General features: G+C 67.7%; 23 protein-coding genes and 1 pseudogene. 6 read left to right on the top strand and 18 right to left on the bottom strand.

Features of this window, described 5'->3' with window-relative positions:
• Positions 1-276 precede the first annotated feature (276 nt).
• The 3 genes from ABEA81_RS40460 to ABEA81_RS40450 all read right to left on the bottom strand — a co-directional run bounded on the left by ABEA81_RS40460 (position 277) and on the right by ABEA81_RS40450 (position 2170).
• On the bottom strand, positions 277-678 hold the full coding sequence (locus ABEA81_RS40460) for a hypothetical protein (protein ID WP_345613084.1): 402 nt from the start codon (positions 676-678) through the stop codon (positions 277-279).
• A 157-nt stretch (positions 679-835) separates the two neighbouring features.
• Entirely contained in the window at positions 836-1132 is a 297-nt protein-coding gene (locus ABEA81_RS40455; protein ID WP_345613082.1) for a hypothetical protein, read from the bottom strand.
• Positions 1133-1312: 180 nt separating this feature from the next.
• The gene (locus ABEA81_RS40450) at positions 1313-2170 is read right to left on the bottom strand and encodes an aldo/keto reductase (protein WP_345613080.1); all 858 of its coding nucleotides are present in this window, start codon (positions 2168-2170) and stop codon (positions 1313-1315) included.
• Between the two features lie 483 nt (positions 2171-2653).
• Between ABEA81_RS40450 and ABEA81_RS40445 the strand changes: the two genes are divergently transcribed.
• Positions 2654-2800: a hypothetical protein gene (locus tag ABEA81_RS40445; RefSeq protein WP_345613078.1), complete on the top strand. Its 147-nt coding sequence runs from the start codon at positions 2654-2656 to the stop codon at positions 2798-2800.
• A 911-nt stretch (positions 2801-3711) separates the two neighbouring features.
• Here ABEA81_RS40445 and ABEA81_RS40440 read toward each other — a convergent pair.
• Positions 3712-4167: a hypothetical protein gene (locus ABEA81_RS40440; RefSeq protein ID WP_345613077.1), complete on the bottom strand. Its 456-nt coding sequence runs from the start codon at positions 4165-4167 to the stop codon at positions 3712-3714.
• Positions 4168-4769: 602 nt separating this feature from the next.
• Positions 4770-5372, bottom strand: a complete 603-nt coding sequence (locus ABEA81_RS40435; RefSeq protein WP_345613075.1) for a DUF4352 domain-containing protein — start codon at positions 5370-5372, stop codon at positions 4770-4772.
• A gap of 1265 nt (positions 5373-6637) precedes the next feature.
• On the opposite strand from ABEA81_RS40435, the gene ABEA81_RS40430 reads away from it, so the two are divergent.
• Positions 6638-6964, top strand: a complete 327-nt coding sequence (locus ABEA81_RS40430) for a MoaF-related domain-containing protein (protein ID WP_345613072.1) — start codon at positions 6638-6640, stop codon at positions 6962-6964.
• Positions 6965-7208: 244 nt separating this feature from the next.
• Here the strand turns inward: ABEA81_RS40430 and ABEA81_RS40425 are convergent, their stop codons facing one another.
• From ABEA81_RS40425 to ABEA81_RS40405, 5 genes are all read right to left on the bottom strand, one after another.
• Positions 7209-7502, bottom strand: coding sequence for a hypothetical protein (locus ABEA81_RS40425; RefSeq protein ID WP_345613070.1), 294 nt, complete (start codon positions 7500-7502; stop codon positions 7209-7211).
• Between the two features lie 66 nt (positions 7503-7568).
• Positions 7569-7832 carry a hypothetical protein gene (locus ABEA81_RS40420; RefSeq protein WP_345613068.1) on the bottom strand — a complete coding sequence of 88 codons (264 nt, stop codon included), beginning with the start codon at positions 7830-7832 and terminating at the stop codon, positions 7569-7571.
• 67 nt (positions 7833-7899) lie between these two features.
• Positions 7900-9564, bottom strand: coding sequence for a phospholipase D-like domain-containing protein (locus ABEA81_RS40415; RefSeq protein WP_345613066.1), 1665 nt, complete (start codon positions 9562-9564; stop codon positions 7900-7902).
• A 272-nt stretch (positions 9565-9836) separates the two neighbouring features.
• Positions 9837-10553, bottom strand: a complete 717-nt coding sequence (locus ABEA81_RS40410; protein WP_345613064.1) for a hypothetical protein — start codon at positions 10551-10553, stop codon at positions 9837-9839.
• A 60-nt stretch (positions 10554-10613) separates the two neighbouring features.
• Positions 10614-11492 carry an alpha/beta fold hydrolase gene (locus tag ABEA81_RS40405; RefSeq protein ID WP_345613062.1) on the bottom strand — a complete coding sequence of 293 codons (879 nt, stop codon included), beginning with the start codon at positions 11490-11492 and terminating at the stop codon, positions 10614-10616.
• A 112-nt stretch (positions 11493-11604) separates the two neighbouring features.
• Between ABEA81_RS40405 and ABEA81_RS40400 the strand changes: the two genes are divergently transcribed.
• Both ABEA81_RS40400 and ABEA81_RS42910 read left to right on the top strand, forming a co-directional pair.
• On the top strand, positions 11605-12972 hold the full coding sequence (locus ABEA81_RS40400) for an MFS transporter (protein ID WP_345613060.1): 1368 nt from the start codon (positions 11605-11607) through the stop codon (positions 12970-12972).
• A 100-nt stretch (positions 12973-13072) separates the two neighbouring features.
• Positions 13073-13330 carry a DUF4326 domain-containing protein gene (locus ABEA81_RS42910; protein WP_425570866.1) on the top strand — a complete coding sequence of 86 codons (258 nt, stop codon included), beginning with the start codon at positions 13073-13075 and terminating at the stop codon, positions 13328-13330.
• On the opposite strand, the gene ABEA81_RS40395 is transcribed toward ABEA81_RS42910, so the two are convergent.
• The 3 genes from ABEA81_RS40395 to ABEA81_RS40385 all read right to left on the bottom strand — a co-directional run bounded on the left by ABEA81_RS40395 (position 13287) and on the right by ABEA81_RS40385 (position 15525).
• Complete coding sequence (locus tag ABEA81_RS40395) at positions 13287-14216, bottom strand: PLP-dependent cysteine synthase family protein (protein ID WP_345613058.1); 930 nt, start codon at positions 14214-14216, stop codon at positions 13287-13289. The genes ABEA81_RS42910 and ABEA81_RS40395 overlap by 44 nt on opposite strands.
• Positions 14217-14289: 73 nt before the next feature.
• Positions 14290-14454: a LysR family transcriptional regulator gene (locus tag ABEA81_RS42905; protein ID WP_425570864.1), complete on the bottom strand. Its 165-nt coding sequence runs from the start codon at positions 14452-14454 to the stop codon at positions 14290-14292.
• Between the two features lie 174 nt (positions 14455-14628).
• Entirely contained in the window at positions 14629-15525 is an 897-nt protein-coding gene (locus tag ABEA81_RS40385; protein ID WP_345613056.1) for a LysR family transcriptional regulator, read from the bottom strand.
• Between the two features lie 197 nt (positions 15526-15722).
• Between ABEA81_RS40385 and ABEA81_RS40380 the strand changes: the two genes are divergently transcribed.
• Together ABEA81_RS40380 and ABEA81_RS40375 are read left to right on the top strand one after the other, a co-directional pair.
• Positions 15723-16055 (top strand): hypothetical protein, encoded by a 333-nt coding sequence (locus ABEA81_RS40380; protein WP_345613054.1) that lies wholly within the window; start codon positions 15723-15725, stop codon positions 16053-16055.
• A 524-nt stretch (positions 16056-16579) separates the two neighbouring features.
• Entirely contained in the window at positions 16580-17209 is a 630-nt protein-coding gene (locus tag ABEA81_RS40375) for a winged helix-turn-helix transcriptional regulator (protein ID WP_345613052.1), read from the top strand.
• Positions 17210-17253: 44 nt separating this feature from the next.
• Here the strand turns inward: ABEA81_RS40375 and ABEA81_RS40370 are convergent.
• From ABEA81_RS40370 to ABEA81_RS40350, 5 genes and pseudogenes are all read right to left on the bottom strand, one after another.
• Positions 17254-17440: pseudogene (locus tag ABEA81_RS40370) on the bottom strand (transposase); the annotation flags it as partial.
• Positions 17441-17616: 176 nt separating this feature from the next.
• Positions 17617-18363: a M20/M25/M40 family metallo-hydrolase gene (locus ABEA81_RS40365; protein ID WP_345613050.1), complete on the bottom strand. Its 747-nt coding sequence runs from the start codon at positions 18361-18363 to the stop codon at positions 17617-17619.
• Positions 18360-18776 carry a hypothetical protein gene (locus ABEA81_RS40360; protein WP_345613048.1) on the bottom strand — a complete coding sequence of 139 codons (417 nt, stop codon included), beginning with the start codon at positions 18774-18776 and terminating at the stop codon, positions 18360-18362. Before ABEA81_RS40360 ends, ABEA81_RS40365 begins: the two co-directional genes overlap by 4 nt.
• A 558-nt stretch (positions 18777-19334) precedes the next feature.
• The gene (locus ABEA81_RS40355) at positions 19335-19772 is read right to left on the bottom strand and encodes a type IIL restriction-modification enzyme MmeI (RefSeq protein WP_345613046.1); all 438 of its coding nucleotides are present in this window, start codon (positions 19770-19772) and stop codon (positions 19335-19337) included.
• 15 nt (positions 19773-19787) lie between these two features.
• The gene (locus tag ABEA81_RS40350) at positions 19788-20768 is read right to left on the bottom strand and encodes an NAD(P)-dependent oxidoreductase (RefSeq protein ID WP_345613044.1); all 981 of its coding nucleotides are present in this window, start codon (positions 20766-20768) and stop codon (positions 19788-19790) included.
• Between the last annotated feature and the right edge of the window lie 1337 nt (positions 20769-22105).

The raw sequence follows: 22105 nt of genomic DNA, 5'->3' as shown, positions 1-22105 counted from the left end.
GGTGCGGGAGTAATGCGGAGAAGGGCATTCCACGTGCGCCTTCTGGTGGACCTGTGGCAGAGAAGGTGTGATACAGAACCGATTGGGCGTCGCGCTTCATCTATGCACGCGGACCGCAACCGCGCTGCGAGCTCGGCGCCCTTGTCACCCGGTGCCGGGCAGACCTGCACCTCGAGGAGGCTCGACGAGAGCGGCGAGCGGCTCGGGGAGCTTCCCGTGCGGCGTGACGTCCTGTCGGGCCGCTCGTACCGGGACGCGCCCCCTTGCGGTCTGCGACTAACGTCGGCCGTCTCGCCGCCGGCCGCTGATCGGGGCCTCACGAGCCCGGGTTCCTCGCTCGCTCGCCGGGTTCCTGCGGCTAACCGACGCCGGCAGCGCTTCCACGCGGGCGTCGTAGAGGAACGGCTCGCTCTCGTACTTCTCGCACTTGTCGTGGCGGACCGGGGGAATCGCCTCGGCCTCCATGGTCACGTCGTGCTGCCCGACGGTTCCGGTGAACTGGACGACGTCGCCGACCGCGACGTCGACGCCCTGGGTGATGACGAGCCGGGAGTCGTCACCGTGGTGTGTCTCGTCGTCCTCGATCCGGTCCTCGGCGGGGACCGCGCTCACCGCGGCTTGGATCGTCACGGTCTGACCGAGGTACTTGCCCTCGTGGAGGTACTGGGGCTCTTCCACCTCCTGCACGGTCACGCTGCCTTCCGGATCGGCGCCACCTTCCTCCCGTGGCGCAGCCGCCGACGAAGACGGCCGCCGCGGCATCGGCTGCTATCCGTTCCCTGTCGGTTGAGGAAGCCCACATATCTCCGAGGCCTGCCCGCGCTGGCGCCCGCCATCAGCGCCCCGCCGCCCGGAACAGGTCCTCGTCGGCGCAGAGCTGGGCCAGCACCAACACCGCCGCCAGGAAACCGACCGCCGGCGCCAGCTGCGTCACCGTGCTCAGCGCGTTCGGCAGGGAGACCGCTCCGATGCCAATGACGAGGCCTGCCGGCGGGACCGCCACGACCTGCTCCACCGTCATCGTCGGCCTGCGTCTGCTGCGCAGCGCCGCCTGGCAGCCCTGGCAGGCTCGCACGACGACTGCATGAGTGGACGGGTCGGCGAGGTCGCGGAAGAAGCGCGACCACGCCAAGCGCAGGCAGACCGTTGCTCGTCCGGTCTCCCCAGGGTCACCGCCGGAGCACATGTACCAAGCAAGGACGTGTCGGGCCAGTGGTGCCGTAGCTGCGATAAATGCGCGTAGCCGCGCCGCCGTCGTCCGCCTGGGGCCGGCCGTGAGCCGACGAGCTGCGATCCCCTGACGCGAACTTCTTCAGATGAACAATGGCGTGAGGTCACGCTCGCGAGCGAGCGACGCCATCCGGTCGTCAGGCGGGCGCTGTTGATAGCGCTCGACGGCATCGAGCAGTCGCGGGAGGATCTCGACGTCGCCGGTGGTGAGCAGGAACATCTGCGGGTTTCCCAGCACCCAGTGCGCGGCGAGGTCGATGTCGGCCTGGTCGCGCAGCGGCTCGTACCAGGTCGCGGTGGTGCTCGTGCGACCGTCCCAACGCCGCCACGCAAGACTCTTGATCGTCTGAAGGGCGACGTTGCGCTCGGCGCATACCTCCGCCAGGTTGTCGAACGTCTGCGCGTAGCGCGGGTCCTGCATCTGGACGTAGTTGTACGGGCAGAGCACGGAGTCGAACGGGAAGCGCTCGAGGCTCCGGCGGTGCATCTCGGGGACCGAGAGGCCGTGGCCGGTGACGCCGATGAAGCGCACGAGACCCTCCTCGCGGGCCTCGATCGCCGCCTCGAGCGCGCCGCCGGCGCTGAGCGCCGTGTCCCACTCGATCACGTCGACGAGGTTGTGCAGCTGGATCGAGTCAATCTGATCGACGCCGAGGCGGTCGAGCGAGCGGCGGATCTGCTCTCGCGCGCCAGCGTAGCCGCGTTCGCCGGTCTTGGTCGCCACGAAGAACTCGCCCGGGTGGCGACGCAGCCATGTCGCGATACGGAGCTCGGCGTCGCCGTAGGACGCCGCGACGTCGATGTGGTTGACGCCGTGCTCAAGCAGCAGCTCGAGCGTGCGGTCCGCGTCCCGCTTCGAGACGCTCCCCAAGGCGGCCGCGCCGAAGATTGCCCGCGACGACTCATGTCCGGTCGCCCCGAAGGGCGCGCGCTCGATCACGCCTGCAGACTACGCCGCGGTGCTGTGAGCTCAGCGAGCAGGACGCTACCTCTTGATCTTAGCCAGCATGCACTAATCATCGATTTCCCCGGTATCTCCGGACGGCACATCTCCCTCCAATCAGAGACGTCGGGACAGCCAAGATTCGAAGCTGCTATGACGACACGAGGACGATCGGCGGCATTGCGAAATCCAAATTCGCTGCAGCCGTCGCACTTATGATGCCCTTCATTGCTTCCAAGCCGAGAGACACGGGCCGAGTGGCGAGAGCAACGTCGCCTTACATATAACGACTTTCGTGCCACATGCGCCGTCCGACGCCGCCGACTAGAAGCGCAAGCACGTCGAGTAGAGAAAGGGACCGCACTCACCAGCGACGATCAGGACGAGCGCGACGAGGCCAGGGAAGCCGTCCTCGCAGACTGGAACCGTGTCTGCTTAGCGACTGATTCGTCGCGCCTGCGCATGACCGCGGAAGGCCTCATGATCGTTGTCGATCACCTTCGTGCGGAACTCGACGGGAAAGGGCGTGTGTCCATCAAGGCGCTCGAGGATTTGCAGATGAACTGGGATGAACACCGCGCCAGCTACTTCAATGAGGCGAGAGCCGACCTCCGACTACCACCCTGACTGGTGAAGAGCGACCGGCCGACGTGCGGGACGTCATGGCGGGTATGGGTCGAGGCGGTGACACGAACGTCATTGAAGCGGTGACGGCGCAAGTCGAAGAGGCCGCGGGACGCGAGCGATGAACTGGCTCAGGTGCAACGCCGACCTCAATCCTCGAACCTCGGCGAGACCGCTACTTGTCGTCGCAGCTATTGCCGTTCTACTCATGGGCATTGTTTCGGGTCTACCCTCCTGCGCCTTGAAGGCTTACCAATGGACTGGCGCGGCCTGGAGCGGGCGGTAGAGTCGACATCGATCAGCGATCAGGCGGAGGCCGTCGACGAGTCCGTCCGCCCGCAGTTCTTGGCGGCCAACCACTCTCTACTCCCACCAGGAGCAACGCTTGCCATCAATGAACGAACCTTCGCCGAAATCGACGCAGACATCGCAACTGTGAGTGCGACTACTACCGGGCCGGAATCCGCTGAATGGGAGCTAACCCTCCTGCGGCAAGACGACGGCAGCTGGCTGATTTACTCGACATCTAGAAGATGATGCGGCCGCCTGCGATCAGCGGTGCCTCTAGGTGTCGTGACTCAAGACGTTGTTGACAGTTGGTGCAGCGTGTCGGCTCGATCTAGGGAGGACCTCCGGGCGGAGTGGGTGTGTCTCACGCACTCGCTCGAGGCCCAGGAGGTCCTCGGGCCGGGGCTGGGATTGCAGCGCAGGCCCCCGCCCTGCCGGGTTCGTGAACGCGCTCGGCAATCCGGGGTCGGCTTCGCGCCGAGCCGCTGACCGCGAGCCTGCGTGAGCAGGAAGGCGGCGATGTGTGGCCGTTGCTCGGATGGAGTGCGTTGGTCGGGCGTCCGGTGTCTGGACCGGTGGTGACGGGCGACTCGTCGAGAGCAGCAGGGGCGCGACGATGGCGTTGGTCACGACGCCCACCGGCGGGGTGTGACTGCTACATCCGCGTGTTCAAGCGGATTCTGATACAGTGCCGGAGTTGTCGGAGGCATCCAACGTTCTGGTGTCCGAGGGGAACTGAACACGAAACATTGCCCCTGGTTCAGTCTGCCGGGGCGGGCGTGCAGCAGGCTGGTGGTCTCGTCGTCGACGTCGGTGTCGTCCTCGGCCCGGCGGGCGGTGCGCGGGGCGAAGGCCGCGTCGCAGAAGTAGACCCTCGCGGGTTGGCCGCCGCGCAGCAGCCGGCCGATGACCTGCCAGATGGTCACCAGCTGGGTCCATGCGACCCGGTCACGTTCGTCGTCGTCCAGCCTGCTGTAGGCGACCAGGGCGTGGAGCAGCCGACGCCACTGACGTTGGGCGTCCCGGCGTCGGTGGTGCGCCGCTGTGGCCAGCCGCTCCTGCGGCGCGACGTCGTCGTGCAAGGGGTGGGGGCGCAGGTGCTCGAGGGCGTAACGGTGGGGCTCAGTCGGCAGCGTGTTCGGGTGGTACGGCAGGACCGGTGCCCGGTGCGGCAGAGGGTGGGGCCGCATGCCGCCGACATTCGTCGCAACCTTGGGAAGCCGAATCACAAGGAGCAGTGCGATCGTGACGCGTTCGCGTGCTGGTCCAGCTCGCCGATGAGCAAGCTGGCGGCTGGCGAGACAACGCCGGGGCTTACCGGGTGCCACCGATCACGCGATCTTGTCGTACTTGTAATGGACGTCGCGCGCCGACTCGATCCGGCTCCGGACGACCTCGCCCACGCGCCTGTGCGGCTCGCCGAGAAGGTTGCGATGTACCCGCGGGCCGGGGTAACGGGGATGCAAACCTGCAAAGGAGCTGTGGGGCTCGAGATCCTTCACCCCGCGGCACCGAGGCGGACCGATCGTGTTCAAAGGGGGAATCGGACACAGAAACGCAGCACACCTGCGCAATGCAGGTATCCATACGGTTGAGTGTACAGGAAGGGCAAAGGTCGTGCTGATGCGTCGTCCGCCGGTTGGCCGGTGTGCCCGCGCGCGCCAAAAGGGCGGCGCAGGCGTAGCTAGACGTCGAGGCGAATCAGTGTGAAGTTACTTGACCCGGACGGGTTCGTGACGTCGCGGAAACCCCACGTGACGATCTTCGCGTCGGCGGGCACGAGGTAGACGTATGTCATTTCGTCCTCGAAACCGGGTTGTAGCTGCTTGTTGCACTCGGGGTTGCCCTTCAGCTCGTAGAGTTCGCCGATTGGATCGAAGTTGCGATCTCGGTCGTCCACAAGTTTCGCATCGATTGGCCAGCTGCATGTCAGGTCCAGGCTGGACTGACCGTCGTTGGTGACGTGGGTCTCGATCACGACGAACGATCCACCCTGCTCCGGTTCTGTCTTCGTGTACGTCTCGTAGCCCGATCCTGGGCGGAAGCCGGACTGATTCATGTCGATCGATTCGACGGTCCGGGCCGCCGTCACCGTAAGCGTGATGCCGCCGTTGGTAGCGGTTTGCCCGACCTGCGCGAGCTGCGGAGCAGGGGAAGGTGATGGGCTGGTTGCGGAGCGTGCCGCCGGTGGAGGGGTGGCAGCATCCGGTGGCGACGTCGTCCTTGAAGGTGTGTCGACGAGCAGCACCGCGACAACCGCGCCGAGCGCCGCGGCAGCCACCAGCATTATGAGCATGATCCCCACTCTGGCCACGCGCACACCCTCGCCGTCGGCGGTCAATGCGTTACTACGCGGCCGCGGGAGTCGCTTCGGGGACGGGCCGGGCTTCAAGACGACACCGTCACACATGACACCCTTGTCTGTTCACGCGCACGGGTCCTTTGAGCAGGGGACGCCGAGCATGTGCTCCGTAACCGATGGCGGTGCGTTGGCGACTGACCAGCCCCGACCTGTAGACCAACACCGCGATGGTCACCGTCGACCGTGAGCCGGTCTTCGCCGGCCGCTCGGATCGGATCGGTCCGCTTGCCGAGTCCTATTCGACGCTGCCCGCGGTTCGCCACCTTGACTCAGCGCGGGTTTGAGCTTGGGGGCATCCGCATCGGGCTGTTCACCTACCACCTCACGTGTGGCGAGCAGCCTCGACACCCGGGGTCCGGCTTCCTGCACTTCGGTGATCTTCGGGGACTTGCGGCACCACGCCGGCAGGATCGCCGAGGAGAACCTCCGACGCTGCCCGGTGGCCTCGTCGTCGCGCTTGTCGTTGACCCGCGGAGCCGCGCTGCCCGGCGACCGGCAACGCCGTGGGCGGAGCCGTGTGGTATTGCCGCCATGTGGACGTCACGGAGCGCTTCGCGTATCACCGAGGACACGACCTCGGTGACGGTCTCCATGTGGTGGCGATCTTGCTGTGTCGTAGGATCTGCATGGCCTCGCGCGGGACATCGGGGGCAGCCGGCAGCGACCCGCACGACTGGCTACTGGGCACGAAGTTCCAGCGGAATACTCAACAGATCACTATACCGATGCTCGCCAGCCGAAGCGGCAGGCTGTCGGTACGCGAATGGGAGCATGAAGATCCCATCTCCGTGTGGGTCTCGTATCGGTCCTGGAGTTCGGACATGGCGAGAGCGTAGGGGAGGTAGCTGCTATGCGGGGACATCTGAGCGCCGAACGACAGCACGTTCGCCTTGGGGAAGAGCGGTATTCCGGGCGGCGGCGCCCAGAGCGGGCTCCGAGCGCGGCGCTTCTTAAGTCTCGAGACGGGCACCCGCCTGGTGCGTGCCTGCTCTTGCCCTTGCTGGGAGCCGTAGGGAGAGTGGCCACAATCGGACCGGGCCGGACGCAAAATACTCTCGTCGCCGTGCATCTGGTCCAACGCTGTAGGCTACCGTTTACCCTTCCTGCGACACTGCACGGGAATGTCCGACGCTGGTCAAGCCGAATGAGCGCCCGATGCCAAGGCTCGGTTGAGCGAAGGTGATCGCGAGATGAGTTCGCCGGCCGCACCGCCGATTCGCGTCGGACGAGTGCTTGAGATCAGGTTTCCAACCTTCACGCCACGCATCACGTTTCGTTCCGAACGCGAGCTCACCGTCGAAATCACCGCGGGCGATAATCGCGGATTTTCTGACACTGTCGAATATGAGGCTGTTTCGGTTCGCCAAGGGCTCGTCCTACTTTCTTGGCAGGAGCACATCGGAAGCACCGTCGTGCACGTGCTTGATCTCGACTCGGGTAATGCATACACCGCAGTAACGCCCGCTGAGGGCGCGTTGATGCGCCTGACCGGTCGCATTGACTGGTTGGAGTCATGAAGGAGTCTCCGTTGACAATCATCTGCGTGACCAGTGCTGTCAACATCGGCGACGACATCGCGGCCCTCACCGGGATCACCCGAGCTTTCTCTGTGGGACTTGCGAACTCACCGGCCGAACCTCCAGAGGGTTGCCCCGTTCGGCCCTTCGGTGCTCAACCCCACTAGGGTGTGGAAGGTGAAGCGGTACAGGTGCCAGGGTGGCGGTCCTGCGCTCGGCGCGCTGTACGGCGGCGGTGATGGCATCAGCGTTCGCCTGGGCGGGCCACCCCCAGTGCATGACAAGATGACCTCCCAAGAAACATGCGGCGGTACAGCAACACCGCGGTCGCGGTCATCAGCACTGCTGCGACGGCGTAGACGCCGCGCCAGCCCAGCAGGCCGGCCACGACGCCCGCGAACCCCCGGCCGACGAGGACGCCGAGCAGCAGCCCACCCAGGAGGGTACCGACCACCCCGGCGCGTTGGTCGTCGCCGGCGAGGGTGGCGGCGTGTGCCACCAGCATCGTGACGGTCACCGAGGCGAGGCCGACCACCACGGCATGACCGGCGAGAACGGGCAGCGTGGGCCGCGGCGCCGGCCGCGAGCGCGGCGGCTACGCCTGTCAGCGACACGAGCAAGGGGCGGGGACGGGCGATGTCCCGCACCGGGACCAGGAACACCAACCGAGCGCGTAACCCATCTGGACAGTGGTTACCACCAGCCCGGCCGAGCTCGGCGAGACATCGACGCCGACGTCCAGGGAGTCCAGCAGCGGTTGCGCGTAGTACAGGTTGGCGACGGTGACCGCGGCCGCCAGGCTCCGCTCGTCGCTGCGGGTCGCGGCTGTGAATTCCAGCTCCACCGTCTCGAATTCAGTCCTGGTCACAGTGGATCTTCCTCTCCAGGCACCCGAGCGGGGAGCCCGAGTGACTACCGGTGCTTGCTGTCGGCTGCTACGCCCCGACCCAGAAGTCGATCTCGTGTAGTGCTGTGCTGCCCTGTTGCAGGTAGCCGTGCTGCCAGCGGTCGCTGTCGACGAGCCCCTTCCAGCGCAGGCCGGCCGGCTGGAGGTGGCGTCGGAAGCGCCAGCGGTACTGGTTGTAAACGGCCATGATGTTGGTCGCGTAGGCGGCGGCGAGGCCAGGGGCCTTGCGGATGATCAGCAGGTTCTCGTCGTTGGTTCCGCTGGCCTTGGGCCCGAGGTTGTGCGACCCGGTGAGCACCACCGGGTCGGGCCCGAGCGGATCGATCAGGATGACCTTGCTGTGCACCATCGCGAACGCGCGGTCCAGCTTCTTCAGCTCCTCACGGAAGAACGTGGTGGGCACGTCGATGGCCGCGGGCAGCACCACCTCGAAGTCGGCCTGCTGGGTGTTCTGCTGGTCGAACAGGTGCACCGGGTGGGTATTCGTGCTCGGGTCCTGGTTGAGCACGCCGCGGATATAGAGCGGCTGGCCGGTGTGGTCCGACCGGGCCAGGTCGAGGATCGTGTTGAGCAGGGTCCCGCTAGGCCCCGGGTTGAACATCAGGAACAGCACGCCGCTGCGGGCCGCGTTGATGATCTCGCGGGCATCGGCGAGGTCGGCTTGCTCGACGGTGGGGGTGAACCACAGCCGCACGCGGGCGGGCTCGACGGGTACGTCACGCGGCTTGGTGTTCTCCTCCCGCAGACTGCGCGGTGTGGCATCGCCGGCGTCGCGCAGCAGCCCCCACTGGTGGCGGTACTGGCCCGCCAGATCCCCGTCGTCGATCAGGACGGAGTTGTTGGCCTGGGTGCACAGCCCGGTCATGGTCCAGTTCTGGCTGCCGGTCCACACCCACCGGGGCGTGTCGCCGTGATCGCAGATGACGAGGAACTTGTTGTGTCCCAGTGCGCGGGGTGAGCTCATCCGGTCGTGCAGGTCGACCTGTCCGCGCAGCGCGGTGCGGGCGGCGGCGTTCTGGTCCTCGCCCTGGTGCTTGCCGCTGCCGTTGGCCAGGACGACGTGCGCGTGTTGCCCGAGGCCGGTGATGGCCGCCTCCAGCTGTGGATCGTCGAGCTCGTAGAGGGCGGCGTAGACATGACGGTCCTCGCGAGCCGCAGAGGACAGCAGGTCGAACAGCCGTACGCCCAACGGCCCGGCGAGGTAGTCGCGGAACCGGTCACCGGGGGTCGCGATCACCGTCTCCAGGCGGGCGTTCTGCAGGGCGTGGCCGGTGACGCCCAGGCGCCGGGACACCCATTGCGCGGCCACGATCCCCCGGTTGAACAGGGCTTCGATCCCGGGGGAGACCTCGTGGCTGAGGGTGAACTCATCCGTCCAGTCGCTGACCGATTCCGGATCGGGGCGCAGGTTCTGCTTGTTCGGGCCGACCATCGGCAGCACGCGGTACTGCAGCCGGTCGCCGGGGTCGGCCATGTAGTCGGTCCACTGGTACTTCTGGATCGGCCAGTTGATGGACGCCCGTCGCTCCCCGTCCGCGGCCTGGTCGTCCTCGAAGCCGACCCAGGTGCTGACGGTCTCCTCGATCCCGTTCCGGCGGCGCATCAGGGCGAATCCGCGACAGTCCGGAATGAAGCCGTCGGGTTTCCACGCGATGAAGACGTCGTCGCCGTTGTGGTAGACACGGACCTTCATGGCGGTCCTCCGCTGAGGTAGGGCCTCTCGCCCGGCTGTCGTAGCGCGGGGCAGGGGCTACATGCCTGAGGAGGGCGTTGAGGGGCCTCAGATACCTCGACTTGAGGCCGTGCTCGCCCCGATCAGGACGGCGCGTCATCCTCGAGCGGTTCTCGCCTCGACCCTCAGCGTTCCCGGTCTCCGCAGAGCGCGAAGGGCCGAAGCCAGCCGGGCGGGAATCCTACAGCTGATCGGCTAACTCGTATTCAAGATCGCATTGCTAGTTGACTAGGCTAGTCGTGTGGCTGCGCGAGGTAGGTGGCAGCGGAGAGTGCTGCGGGGGTGGCGGGTTGACTTCGGGCATCGGGCCTTACCGCGAGGTGCCACCACGCCGCGGCTGCCGCAGGCGGCAGCGGGGCATCCTCGGCGCCGTGATCCAAGCCATGGAATCGGCACCACTGCCGAGCTCGGTCGGCCAGCGCTCGATAGTCCGCTGGGCGGGGGAGCCGGATCTGGGTCGTGGCGGCGTCTGGAAGGGGGACAGCTCGGAGGAAGTCGCGTTCGGCGGCTTTGAGGGGTAGCTGCTCGCGCTGCAGACCGAACTCGACCGAGGCGACCGTGCACACCGGCTGTACCGAGGCAGCGATGGCGTGTTTGTCGGACGCTCGCGTGAGTGCGATGCGATGGTGGCCGTCGAGGACGAAGTACAGCTCGCCGATGCGCAGGAGTCGGACCGGAGGCACTGACCCGCCGTGTGCCACGTGATTGGCGAGACGGTCCAGCCGCAGTCGCGACGATTCGGTGAGTGGTTGAAAGCGCTGGTTGAACTGCATGGGCCGACCGACCGTGCCCACGACGGCCCTGACGGGGACGAGCGTCGATCTGATCGGTTGTCCCGCGAGGCGGTCGCAGCGTCCCGGTCGGGAGCCGGCGGCCATCAGGACTTCGTGATACACAAGGACGGGTTCTCGCTCCCGTTCGTCGGCAATCGACCCCGAGAACGCGTTCACTTCGATTCCCTCTCCGCGGCTGGCGCCCAGTCTGTCGGCGGTTGCTGACGAACGTGTGCCTCACCGCGCGCGATCGTCGGTCAGGAAGTCGCGGATTGCTGCAACTACTTCCACCGGCTTCTCGTGGAAGACGACATGTCCGCTGTGCAATTCGAGATAGAAGCTGTGCGGGATGGCCCGATGCAGGTCGCGGGCGTGTTCGACCGGGATGAGGTGGTCGAGCGTGCAGCCGACCACCAACGTGGGGGCGTTGATGCGAGGGAGATCCCGGCGGATGTCCACCCCCAGACACAGGTCGATCTGGCGCCGGGTGCCGGGGGCCGACTTCCCGTTGCGGAGCTGAGCCAGCCCGTCCTCGCCGAGTCCACTGAGGAAGCCGGGGCTGAAGGCCAGCAACGGAGCCTGGGCAGAGGCCAGTTCGGGATCGACGTCGAGTACACGTGCCCAGGTCTCCAACCCGAGCCGCAGCCGCGCGTCCGCGCTGTGCGTCCAGCCCGCGACCAGCACCAGCCGTCGCACCAGCTCGGGCCGCAGGGCGGAAAGGCGGGCCGCGACGACGGCTCCGAGCGAGAAGCCCACAATGTCGACGGGGCCGGTTGCGGCGTGGGTGGCGACGGCTGCCACCTGCTCCACCAGCAGATCCACGGTCAGCTCCCCGGGTGGCGCGGTCGTTCGGCCGCTGCCGGCACAGTCCGGGGTGATCACGGTGTTGTGATCGGCGAACTGCTCGAGCAGGTGGCCGAAGTTCGACGCGGCATCCATGCTGGTGCCGTGGACGAGGACCAGGCCCCTGCCCGCGCCGGTTGCGGTGTAGTGGACGTCGGTTCCGGCTGCGGTGGTAACGGGCATCTGCGGGAATCCCTTCGATCGGGGCAGCGCAAGACGGACGGTAGATCCGATGGCGTTCGCCGCGGAAACACCGATTCCGAGGCCGTTCACATGCGAACGTTGTGAATCGCCAAGAAATCGGTGTTTCCCGATGGGTGACTGAGTTCATTAGCGTCACCACATGCACCGAGTTCGCGAATCCGCTGGGCTTGTCCTCGCGGTGATGTCGGCGACGATCTTCTTCGACGCGCTCGACCTGTCCATCACCCAGATCGCGTTGCCGAGCATCCAGGAGAGCCTGCAGGTGCCGACCAGCACGCTGCCCTGGATCGCGGCCGCGTACGTCGTCACGTACGGGGGTTTCCTGCTCCTCGGTGGCCGGGCGAGCGACCTGCTCGGGGCTCGGCCCGTCCTGCTCACCGGGCTCGGCGTCTTCGGGGTGGCCTCCCTCGCCTGCGGGCTGGCCACCGACACCGCCGTCCTCGTCGGCGCGCGAGCGGTCCAAGGCGTCGGCGCCGCGCTGACGGTGCCGGCTGCGGTCGCGGTCCTGGCCACGACGTTCGTCGACGACCGGGCACGGACCAAGGCGTTCGGCATCTTCTCCGCTGCGGCGGCGAGCGGCTTCACCGCCGGGCTCGTTCTCGGCGGCGTGATCACCAGCGGGTTCTCGTGGCGGTGGATCTTCCTGGCCAAGGTGCCCGCCGTGGCGTTGACGTTGCTCGCCGCTGTGCGCGCCGTCCCGCGGTCACCGCGACACCGTGCCGGCGGGTACGACCTCACCGGTGGGGTCACCATCACCGCGGTCGCCGTCCTGCTGACCTTCGGAGTCACCCGGGCCGGGAGCCCCGACACGGCCGTTCCCGGCGTCGGCGTGCCGATCGCCACCGCATTCGTCCTGTTCGGCGTGTTCTTCGCGGTCGAGCGGAGGGCGAGCGCGCCGCTGGTGCCGAAGCAGTTGCTCACGCGTGGCATCATCGCCGCCGACGTCGCCGCGTCGACCGTGCTCGCCGCGCCGTTCGGCGTCTCCTACATCGTCACGCTCTACCTCCAGGACGTGCTGCATCGCACCCCCTGGCAGACGGCGTTGACGTTGGTGCCGGGCAGCGTTCTGTGCGTCGTCGTCTCGCGCTGCCTGGCTCCGTTCCTGATCGACCGGCTCGGATTGCGGGCGGTGTACGCCGGCGGACTGGTCACGGTCGCCTTCGGCGACGCTCTCCTGCTCGCCCTGCGGGCTTCCAACGGGACATGGCTGGTTACCACCGCCACGGTGGTGAGTTTCGGGATCGGTATGGGGCTGGCCTACCCCGCAGCCACGATCGGCGGCGTGCACGCCGTCGCGGCTGACGACAGGGGGGCTGCGGCCGGGCTGAACAACTCAGCCCTCCAGATCGGCGGGGCGATCGGCCTCGCCCTCGTCGGCACGGCGGTCAGCATCGGCCTCGGTGGCGCTGCACCCGGCGAGGCCGGTGCAGAGGCCGCCCAGCGGGCAGTCTGGCTCGGCGGCCTCGCCGCCACCGTCCTGCCGCTCGTGGGGGCCGCAGTCGTCGCGGTCGGCCTCCCCGGCCAGGTCCGTCCGGAACGTGTGACCTGAGGAACAGCTCGGCCGCGGCAACGGTTGACCATCTTGTCCATCGCGTCTTGGGTGAAGGAGGGCGCGGCGCTATTGTGCATTGGCGTCAAGAGCGTCGTTCATGCGACACCAGGACGAACACCTGGCTGCGCAAATGATCGAGAAGTACAAGGCTTGGCTGTTCGAGCAACCCCATCTGCTGTCCAGCTGCCGAGTTGCGCCGGCGTATGGCCTGGGTTGCTGGTGCACACCGCTTCTCTGTCACGCACGGGCACTCGCCGAGCTCGTCGCCAAACGCTTGGAAGAGTGCAGGCCTGCCGTCGTGGCATGGGCACTCATTTGCTCAGGTATTTCATCCCCGTGTCACACATCACCGTGACGACCGTCGAATTCGGGGGAAGCCGTTCGGCTATGCGCAGGGCGACGAGGACGTTGGCTCCCGTCGACGTGCCGGCGAACAGTCCTTCCTGCTGAGCGAGCCGGGCCGCCATCGCTGTCGCCTCTTCTGTGGACACCAGCTCGATCGTGTCGGCTACCTCTTCGTGCCACAACGGTACGACGAACCCGGCACCGACTCCGTCGATCTTGTGCGCGCCGGTCGGGCGCCCGGACAGGACAGCGGACTCGGCGGGTTCGATCGCGACCACGGTGATCGAGTCGTCGTACTTCCGCAGCCTCTCGGCGTTGCCCCGCAGCGAGGCGGCGGTACCGACGATCTGCACGAACGCAGCCAGCTCACCGTCGGTCTGAGCCCAGATCTCGTCGGCCATCGTGTGGTAGGCACGCAGCTGGTCGGTGTTGTTGAGCTGGTCGGTCCAGAAGCCGCCGTTGTTCGCCGTGATGGTCCGGGCCGCTTCAACCATGTCACGCGTGAGCTTCTCCGTCATGCGGCCCCCATCACTGGCGATCACATGCACCTCGGCGCCGAGCGCCCGCATGTGGGCGAGCTTCTCGGCGGCGAACGCGTCCGAGCTGACGATGTCGAGGTGGTATCCCTTGACAGCGCAGACCAGAGCGAGCGAGACACCTGTGCTGCCACCGGTGTACTCGACGACCCTGCCACCCGGCCGCAGCCGGCCGTCGGCTTCTGCGGCCTCGATCATTGCCAGCGCCATCCGATCCTTGATGCTTCCGGTTGGATTGCGGTCCTCGAGTTTGAGCAGGATCCGAGATCCGTTTCGCGGTTCGAGCCGGCGCAGCGGCAGCAATGCAGTATCGCCGATCCGATCCAGGACGGTACGAGGCGCGGGGGGTGACGTGTCCATGCCCGCGAGCTTCGGCCTGCGAGCAGGGAACCCGCAGTTCAAAATTTGAACCAGACATGGGGTGGGCACGTCGTCACCCCAAGTCTGCGTGGCGGGCGGCGTTGATCGCCTCGTCCGCGGCGCCCGTCGAACGCCGGGTCCAGGCGAGCATGGCCTCGCCGGCGGAGGTGAGCTGTACTGAGCGCGTGGTGCGCTCAAACAACCCGACATCGAGCTCGCGCTCGAGCTGCTGGATCACGGCGACTGAGCGCGCGGCGGGTTCGCGCCGGTGTTGCCGCGGCGCAGGATCGCGGCCAAGACTCGGCGGTGCAGCCGCAGTAGGCGAGCATCGGGTCTTTGAAGTGCTCGTTGACGGTGTCTTCCGCGTTCATTCGTGTGGGCGAAACGTGCGCCGGCGTCGTGGATCCTCCGATTATTCTTCGTCATTGTGGACCGCCCGCACGGCCTGTAGGAGTAAATCGAGCTCGGCACGACCCTCGGCAACGGGCGAGATCATGATCGACCAAGCGAGGGCGGGAGTGGGGTCGACGAGCGGTCTGAAGATGAGATCCGCCGGTGGATCGGCCCACTCGGCGGTCGGGGTCACGACGTCAAGTTCACGCAGGACGTCGGCGGCGGCAGCCGATCCGTGGGTGGCGCCGGGCCATCGACGGGGGAGCACACCGGCTTGGGCGCAGAATCGGTGTACGAAGTCCACCCACTCCGCGGCGGCGGCCTCGGTGGGCAGCAGCATCTCGGCTCCGGCCAGCTGTGCGACAGGTACGGCGTCGAGCCGGGCGAGGCGGTGCGATGGTGCCATGGCGAGGAGGACGGGCTCGTGACGGATCAGTTCGCTGCGTATGGAGGGCGGGCAGGCGGTGGCCAGGCCGAGCAAGGCATCGAGGCGGCCCTCCTGGAGCGCGACCAGTCCCCGAGGTACCCCGTCTTCTAACAGATGGAGGGGAACTCGACGGTGGTCGCGTCGCATGCGGCGCAGGATCATCGCGGGTGTTCGCAGGCCGGCCGAGGAGAGATCGACTCGCAGCGGGCGGGTGAGGCCATTCCGCCCGTCTCGGCGCGCTTCCGCGAAGGCGTCTTCGACGGTGGCGATCGAGCGCTTCGCCGAGGCGAGCAACGCCCGCCCCGCGGCGGTGAGTTCCACCGTGCGAGTCGTGCGATCGAGCAGCCGGACGCCGAGCTCGCGCTCGAGCTGCTGGATGATGCGGCTGACGGCCTGCTGCGAGACGTACAGGGACCGCGCCGCAGCGGTGAAGCTCAGCGTCTCGGCGACGGCGACGAAGTACCGCAGGTGTTTGAGCTCAGGGTCCATCTGACAATCATCAACGGTTGCCGGGGGCTGAGCTGTTCCTCGTGCCGCAGAGTCCGGTCGGGATCGCCCGGGCAGCCGGAGCGCGATGATCGCGGCGCCGACGAGTGGCACGGTGATGGCGGTGAGGCTGCCGTGGCCACACCGCCTGTCGCACCACGTCGACGGCGGCCTCGTTCGCCGCAACGCCACCGAGGCCGATGCTGACCGCGGTGCCGCCGATTGCGAGACCGATCGCCATCTGCAGTGCCGTGCTGTCCAACCCGGCCGCCGCTCCCTTGTCGTCGCGAGTCCGTTCTGAAGATCGTGCCGACGTTCTCCGCTGGGCACTCCGGAGCATGCAGACCTCGTTGCCGGCGTCGACGTTCGTGATCACCTGGCGCGCGTCCACGCTCCCGACGCTGGTGATCGTCACAACGCACGATCAGTTCATCACGCCGGACCTGCAGCATCGCCGCGCCGCTGCAATCGCCGGGGCGCGAACCGTCGAGATTGACCTCGCCCACGCCCGCGGGAACCCGAGTAGCGGTTGAAGGTCATGCTCGAGCTCCTGCGCACCCACCCCGGCACGTGCGAATCTCCAGCCGCTGGTCGTGACCCATGCAAGGGCGATCAGCCGGACCTCACGGCCGATCAGCGCTCGGCCCGGTCGACCTCGACGCCGCCCCTGCTGGGCGTGGATCTGCGGGCCTGGACGCCCGCAGCGGAGGCGCGGTAGCAGCGGCCTCCGCAGCGGCCACGTAGTCGAACGTTCGCCTACCAGCAACGACGCCACTGGAGGATGCATGGTGGAAACCCCAACCGGCCGGTCCGGGTCGAGGCGGTGAGCCGCGCGGTGCCGAATGCGGCGGAGCCGCCCTCGAGCGGCGCGGTCGCCGCACACACCGGACCCGCCTCGTACGTCAATCTGTGTTGATCCACCCGGCCCACATTGATCATCGACAGCAGGTCGCATGTGTGCAGCTTCAAGATTTGAAGCAGACTTCCGGGTGGGTGTAGTTAGCCTGGACCGGTGAAGGGGTACGGGCAGTTCTGCGCGGTCGCACGAGCACTCGATGTGGTCGGCGAGCGGTGGACCCTGCTGATCGTGCGCGAAATGCTGGCCGGGCCGGTCAAGTTCGGCGACATCCGTCGCGGGATCCCCCGCATCCCACCGGCCACGCTGGCCAGCAGATTGCGCACCCTTCGCGCCGCTGGCCTCGTCGCCGTGTCAGACCGCCGCTACGAGCTCACCGACGCCGGGCTGGCCCTCGCCCCGATCGTCCGTGAACTGGCCCGGTGGGCGATGACGACCGAGAGCGCCGCCTTGTCGGAGGACGACCTCGACACCACGGCGCTCACGTGGGACATGCAACGTCGAGTCGATGTCGATGCCCTGCCCGAGCGCGCCGTGGTCCTGGCCCTGGAGTTCACCGACCGACCGCCGCGCGACCGGTACTTCTGGCTGCATCTGTCCAAGACGAAGGTCGACCTGTGCCGTGAGGACACCGGTGCGCCGGTGGACCTGTGGCTCGCGGCGTCGACAGCCGAGGTCACTCGTTGGTGGCTCGGTGACCTGACCTGGTCCCAGCTGCAGCAGCACCCCGGAGTCACCGTCCACGGCGACCGTGCCCTGCAACGCCAGATGAACCGTTGGTTCCTTCGGTACGCGTTCGCCCGCGGCGCTCTCGCGCAGACGTCTGCGTAGGTCGGGTGATGTAACGAGGAGGCTGGCACCTGGACCCCCTTCGCCGTTCGCCAGCCCGTACCGAATCGGCGCGGACGGGGTCCCGCCAGGCAACGCCGGTCTTGGCCTTGAACAGCATCCCGTTGATCACCCGGCGGTCATCGACCCGGGGCCGCCCTTCGTCCCCGACGGTGGCAGCAGCGACTCGATGACCTGCCACTGCTCATCGGTCAGCTCATGCCTACGGACCACAAACCAAGATCAAGCAGATCAGCCGGACCTGCTTTGAGGACAGGCTCTAGCGGCATTACGTGGCGCCGGTCCACGCGGGCCGCATCTCATCTCGCCGGGGCGGTGATTCCCTCCCTCGGTCGCGATGCGGCCGCCGTACTGCAGCTGACAGTCACGGCTGCGCGGCGCGCGGAGAGTCAACGCAGTTCGTCGGTGGATGTCGCGAAGTGGGCGAGTGTGCCGGCGAGTGCCCGCAGGTAGTGGTTGAGGACCTCGCGGTTGACGTTGTCGATGCGGTCACAAGCCTGGTGGTAGCAGCGGTCATAGACTTGGCCGGCCTGCCCGCCCCAGGCTGTGGCCTGCTCAGTCGTCTTCTCCTGAGCGTCGCCGTTCTCGGCGCCGCCGACCGGGATGCCCGCCTCAATGAACGGCGATTCGTCGTCCCCGACGAATTCGATGATCTCTGGGGCGGTCACCCCGGTCTTGGCCAGCTGGTGAGCGAGCATCTGCCCGATCGTGGCCGACCCCGCGGGGCCGGCGGTCTCGCGGTCACTGCCCCTGCCGCCCTGCACCATGTAGCCGGCGTTCGGCGAGGCCACCATGTCCACATTGAGATACAGCTTGATCTTCTCGTGGTCGTCGGCGGACAGGCCATCGACGTAACCGCTCGCGCCCTGGGAGCCGGTCTCCTCGTGGCCGAAGAACGCGAACCGCACCGTGTTCTGCACCGTTGGTTCGGAGTCGAGCCGGGTCGCGATTTCCAGCAGACTCGCCACGCCCGAGCCGTTGTCGACGATGCCCGGGCCCGCCGGGACAGAGTCCAGATGGGCGCCGATCATCACGACGCGGCCGGGGTCTCCGGTGCGGGTCTGCGCGATGACGTTGCGGCCGGTCCCGGGCGCAGTCTCGTCGTCGCCCGACACCGCGTAGGTCGGGGTGCTCACCTCGAAGCCGGCGCCGCTGCGGGCGCCGAAGCCGGCACCGGCGAGGCGGCGGGTGCCCTCGTCGAGGACCGGCGTGATCGTCGGCGCGAACTCCGGGTTCTCCAGCGCCGAGCGCCCGTCGCTCGACGTAGGTGAGGGACGACGTCCTTGCCGCGTAGCGCGGTGAGCAGGCTCGCATCCGGGACGTCGCGCAACGCATCGGTGGCCGCCTGCTCGTCGAAGATCTGTTGGTCATGCAGGATCGCGACGACCTGCTGAGCGGCCTCGTAGACGCTGGCGGCAGCGCTCCTCGCCGCGACGGGCACCGGGGCGACGAGCTGGGCACCGAGAGCGAAGCAGCCGAGCCAGACGGTGGTGAGCACGGCGACCAGCCGGATCACACCGATCCGGTGCCGGGCGGCACAGCTCGCCACCTGAAAAGCGGGGATAGGCGGTTCGGCCCCGCAGTGGAGCGACAGCCCATGCAGCGCTGTTGGCGGCAAATGTGCGGCAAGACGGGCGTGCTGCCATGTCGACCGCGGGCTGTGTGCAGGTGAGGGTGAGTGCGAGGACCGGGGCGGGACTGCACTGTAAATCTGTCGGCTCAGCCTACGAAGGTTCGAATCCTTCACCCGCCACACCCGGGGTAACGGCCCCCGACCTGCGGAAACGCGGGTCAGGGGCCGCTCTCGTGTGTCCCGTGGTGTCCGGCTCGCACCGGCTATGGCCGACTGTCCGTGGGCCATCCGTGGGCCAAGCCCACGGGGCGGGCGCGGATGCGCCCACTCGGCGCGACGTGTCGGCGACCCGCAGGCCGGGTGCCGGAGGGTGTCACACACGTTTCCCCTGGTCCGAGGCGGTTGAGTGACAGGCATGAGGGGCTGTCACTTGCGCTGTCACTCTCGTTTCCGCAGGTCAGGCGAGGTGCAGTGACATAGTGACAAAATCCTGTAGTAAGGGACGCTCACTCGTCTGGCTGAGGCGACCCGGAGCTACGGGAGGTCGCACGGGATGTCGTGCGCAACGCGACGAGCTGGGACACCGTGCCGGCGCTGGTCCGAGAGATGATCGAGAAGCTGAGGCCACTGTGGATCATGCCGAAGCCGTAGCCACGACCGGGGCATTGATCGGGCCGGCCCGCGTGCGGTCTCAGGGTCAGCTACCAGGTCGATGTTGAGCGCGAACAGCTGCGTCAGCAGGTCCTCGTCGGTGGTGAAGCCATAGGCGGCGATCACTGCCTTGTCGAGAGCTGCGTGCAGGTCCCGGAGCCGGCTCTTCCCGGGCTGCCGGAGTGTGTCGTACTGCCTGGCGAGCGTCATTCCGGCGGCGAGGTTCGCAGCGCGCACCTCGAGCCGCACAGGGCCGCGTTCGCCGAGGTCACCGAGAAACGCGATGACAGCGGCCGCTGAACGCAGCGCATTCGACGCCATCCCGGGTAGGGCCGATCAGGTTGGTTGGACGAGACCGTCGGGTGGGAGACGGTCGAGGTACCGGCGGACGGCGTCCGCGAGCCGGGTTCCGGCGCGCTGGAAGTAGCCGTCGGTGAGCGCGGCGGTATGTGCTGTGGTGATGATCCGCGGGTGACCACGGAGGGGACCCGCCTCGGGATACGGCTCGGTCGGGAAGACGTCGAGGGCCAGCCCGTCCAGGTGGCCGGAGCGAACGGCCTCGGCCGCGGCGGTGTCTTCGAGTAGTGCGCCCCGGGCGATGTTGACCAGCAGCGCGCCTGGCTTCATCGCCGCGATAGCGGCGCGGTCGATGACCGGGGGTCGACCGCGCTCGTGGTTGGCGGCGATGATCACCGCGTCGGCGCGGGCGAGCTCGGCGTGCAGGGAGTCCAGGCCGAGGACCCTGCGGACGGGACCGGCGGTGGTCTCGAGCCTTGGCGGGGTCCGCCGAATGCCCACGAGTTCGACATCGAAGGCGGCCAGTCGGGCCGCGATCGCGGTGCCGATGGCACCCAGTCCCACGATGCACACGCGGGCGCCGACCAAGGAGCGGCCGGCCGGAGATCCCCAACCTCCAGGGGCGAAGCCGGCGTCCGCCTCGGGCAGGCGGCGGGCCAGGGCGAGCAGCAGCGCGACGGCGTGCTCGGCCACGTGCACCGCGGTGAGCCCAGGCATGTTGGCGACCCACACGCCAGCGGCCTGGGCGGCGGGTAGATCGATGCGGTCCACACCGGAGCCGAACTGCTGGATCAGCCCGAAGGTGCCGGAGCGGATCGCCGTAGCGGTGACTTCCGACATCATCGGCACGACGACGTCCACAGGCGGATCACCGATGCACAACCGTTCCGTGAGTCCGTTCTGTACGACCGTCTCGACGACGACACGCTCGGCCAGCGCGGCGAGACGCGGCTCGGCCCGCCAGCGGTCGAGCAGGTCGTGCCAGGCGTGCTGGTCGGAGAAGGTGCGCTGCCCGAACACGATCCGGAGGGGTTGGTCCGGGGCCGGAGCCCGGCGCGGAGCCGGTGCGACAGTGACGCGGCCCTTCGAGTGATCGCTGGTTCTCACAGCAGGGCCCGCCTTCTGACAATTCTGGTCGTCATAGCCCCCTCATGAGGTACAACGCCTGGCGCTTGGGCAGGCTTCTGATCGTCGACCCGATGAACTGCCAAGATCGTAGGCGCCGCCGGATCAACGACCCGTAAACATGAGATGGCCGGTCGCGGGTTGCCCGCGGCGCCGACGTGCGCGCGGTGAGGTGGCACCGCGGAGCGAAGGATTCCGCCCGCGCGGGAGCTGTGCGCGCACACGGGTGCGTGGCGATGCGACAGCCGGCCCGTTCGCGTCCCGACGCCGAGAATCCCTGTGGTGCTTAGCGGCCGGTGGTCCTGCGCGTCAGTGCGGCGCGCGGCGAGGTCGTGACCAAGCCGACATCCCCGGACGGACGAGATGGTGGAGGTTCTGGCCCGTCATGCGGTGGCCGGCACGTCCGGCAGTTGCGCGAGGAACTTCCTTCCCGCCGCCTGGCCGCTGGCGAACATCCCCCTTGAGGTGCTCGTGCCGGTACCGCACGAACCCGGCCAGCCGGTCCCTGAGCCCTCGATCCACCCTCGGAGCCTAGGAGACAGGTCATCTTCGACGAAGCCGGCGTACCCCACAGTCGGGCGCCCGGGTACGCCTGCCAGCTAGCCGAGCGACTGAGCGCGGGCGCCGACGATGACGAGGCGGGTCGCGGTGTCGCCGGTGCTGTCGCAGCCCGACTACAGTGGCGGCGGCCGGTACCGCTCGCCCGAGGCGGGGATGCGGTGGAGCTCATTGAACGGGCACGACGGTGGTCGGCGAGGCATGCGGCTACTGACGCCACATAAAGCCCTCGGTGGACCGCCGTATGGTGAGATTCAATGGGGACTTATGCGGGGCGCTGTAGGTTTCGGAGCTGTTCGAGATACGACTCCGCTTCCGATTCACCGCCGTAGCGGTCAGTGAGAACGCGTCCGTAGAAAAGACCTGCCGCCCGGCGGGTGATCGCCTCGCTGAGATACGCGCGCCCGGTCGAGCGTCTCCTACAAGGGGTACGTTTGCGTAGAGCGCCCGAAGATGCCATCTGGCTAACACCCGCCATCAATGGGACGTCCCTAGTCATGGGTAGGGCGTTCCCCAGGTCTGCCCGCCAGCACCCGCGGTACGAGGCTGACCGCCGCCGCGCCCGGTCGTCGCCGCCCTTAGCGCCCGACTGCTCGACGCCGCCGGATGGACCGCCATTGTGGGCCGTCCGTGGGCCACTGACCGCGCTCCTCAGCTGCGCATTGGGCGTAACT

Origin of the sequence: Pseudonocardia adelaidensis (assembly GCF_039543345.1) — a bacterium.
Lineage (GTDB): Bacteria > Actinomycetota > Actinomycetes > Mycobacteriales > Pseudonocardiaceae > Pseudonocardia > Pseudonocardia adelaidensis.
The sequence above is the reverse complement of the archived record's forward strand: the minus strand, read 5'-3'. Positions and strand labels throughout refer to the sequence as shown.

Excerpts from the sequence above, each read along its gene's own strand:
- ABEA81_RS40445 (WP_345613078.1), top strand. The coding sequence starts at position 2,654 with ATGATCGTTGTCGATCACCTTCGTGCGGAACTCGACGGGAAAGGGCGT.
- ABEA81_RS40435 (WP_345613075.1), bottom strand. The coding sequence starts at position 5,372 with ATGCTGGTGGCTGCCGCGGCGCTCGGCGCGGTTGTCGCGGTGCTGCTC.
- ABEA81_RS40430 (WP_345613072.1), top strand. The coding sequence starts at position 6,638 with ATGAGTTCGCCGGCCGCACCGCCGATTCGCGTCGGACGAGTGCTTGAG.
- ABEA81_RS40415 (WP_345613066.1), bottom strand. The coding sequence starts at position 9,564 with ATGAAGGTCCGTGTCTACCACAACGGCGACGACGTCTTCATCGCGTGG.
- ABEA81_RS40400 (WP_345613060.1), top strand. The coding sequence starts at position 11,605 with ATGTCGGCGACGATCTTCTTCGACGCGCTCGACCTGTCCATCACCCAG.
- ABEA81_RS42910 (WP_425570866.1), top strand. The coding sequence starts at position 13,073 with ATGCGACACCAGGACGAACACCTGGCTGCGCAAATGATCGAGAAGTAC.
- ABEA81_RS40395 (WP_345613058.1), bottom strand. The coding sequence starts at position 14,216 with ATGGACACGTCACCCCCCGCGCCTCGTACCGTCCTGGATCGGATCGGC.
- ABEA81_RS40385 (WP_345613056.1), bottom strand. The coding sequence starts at position 15,525 with ATGGACCCTGAGCTCAAACACCTGCGGTACTTCGTCGCCGTCGCCGAG.
- ABEA81_RS40380 (WP_345613054.1), top strand. The coding sequence starts at position 15,723 with ATGCTGACCGCGGTGCCGCCGATTGCGAGACCGATCGCCATCTGCAGT.
- ABEA81_RS40355 (WP_345613046.1), bottom strand. The coding sequence starts at position 19,772 with ATGGCGTCGAATGCGCTGCGTTCAGCGGCCGCTGTCATCGCGTTTCTC.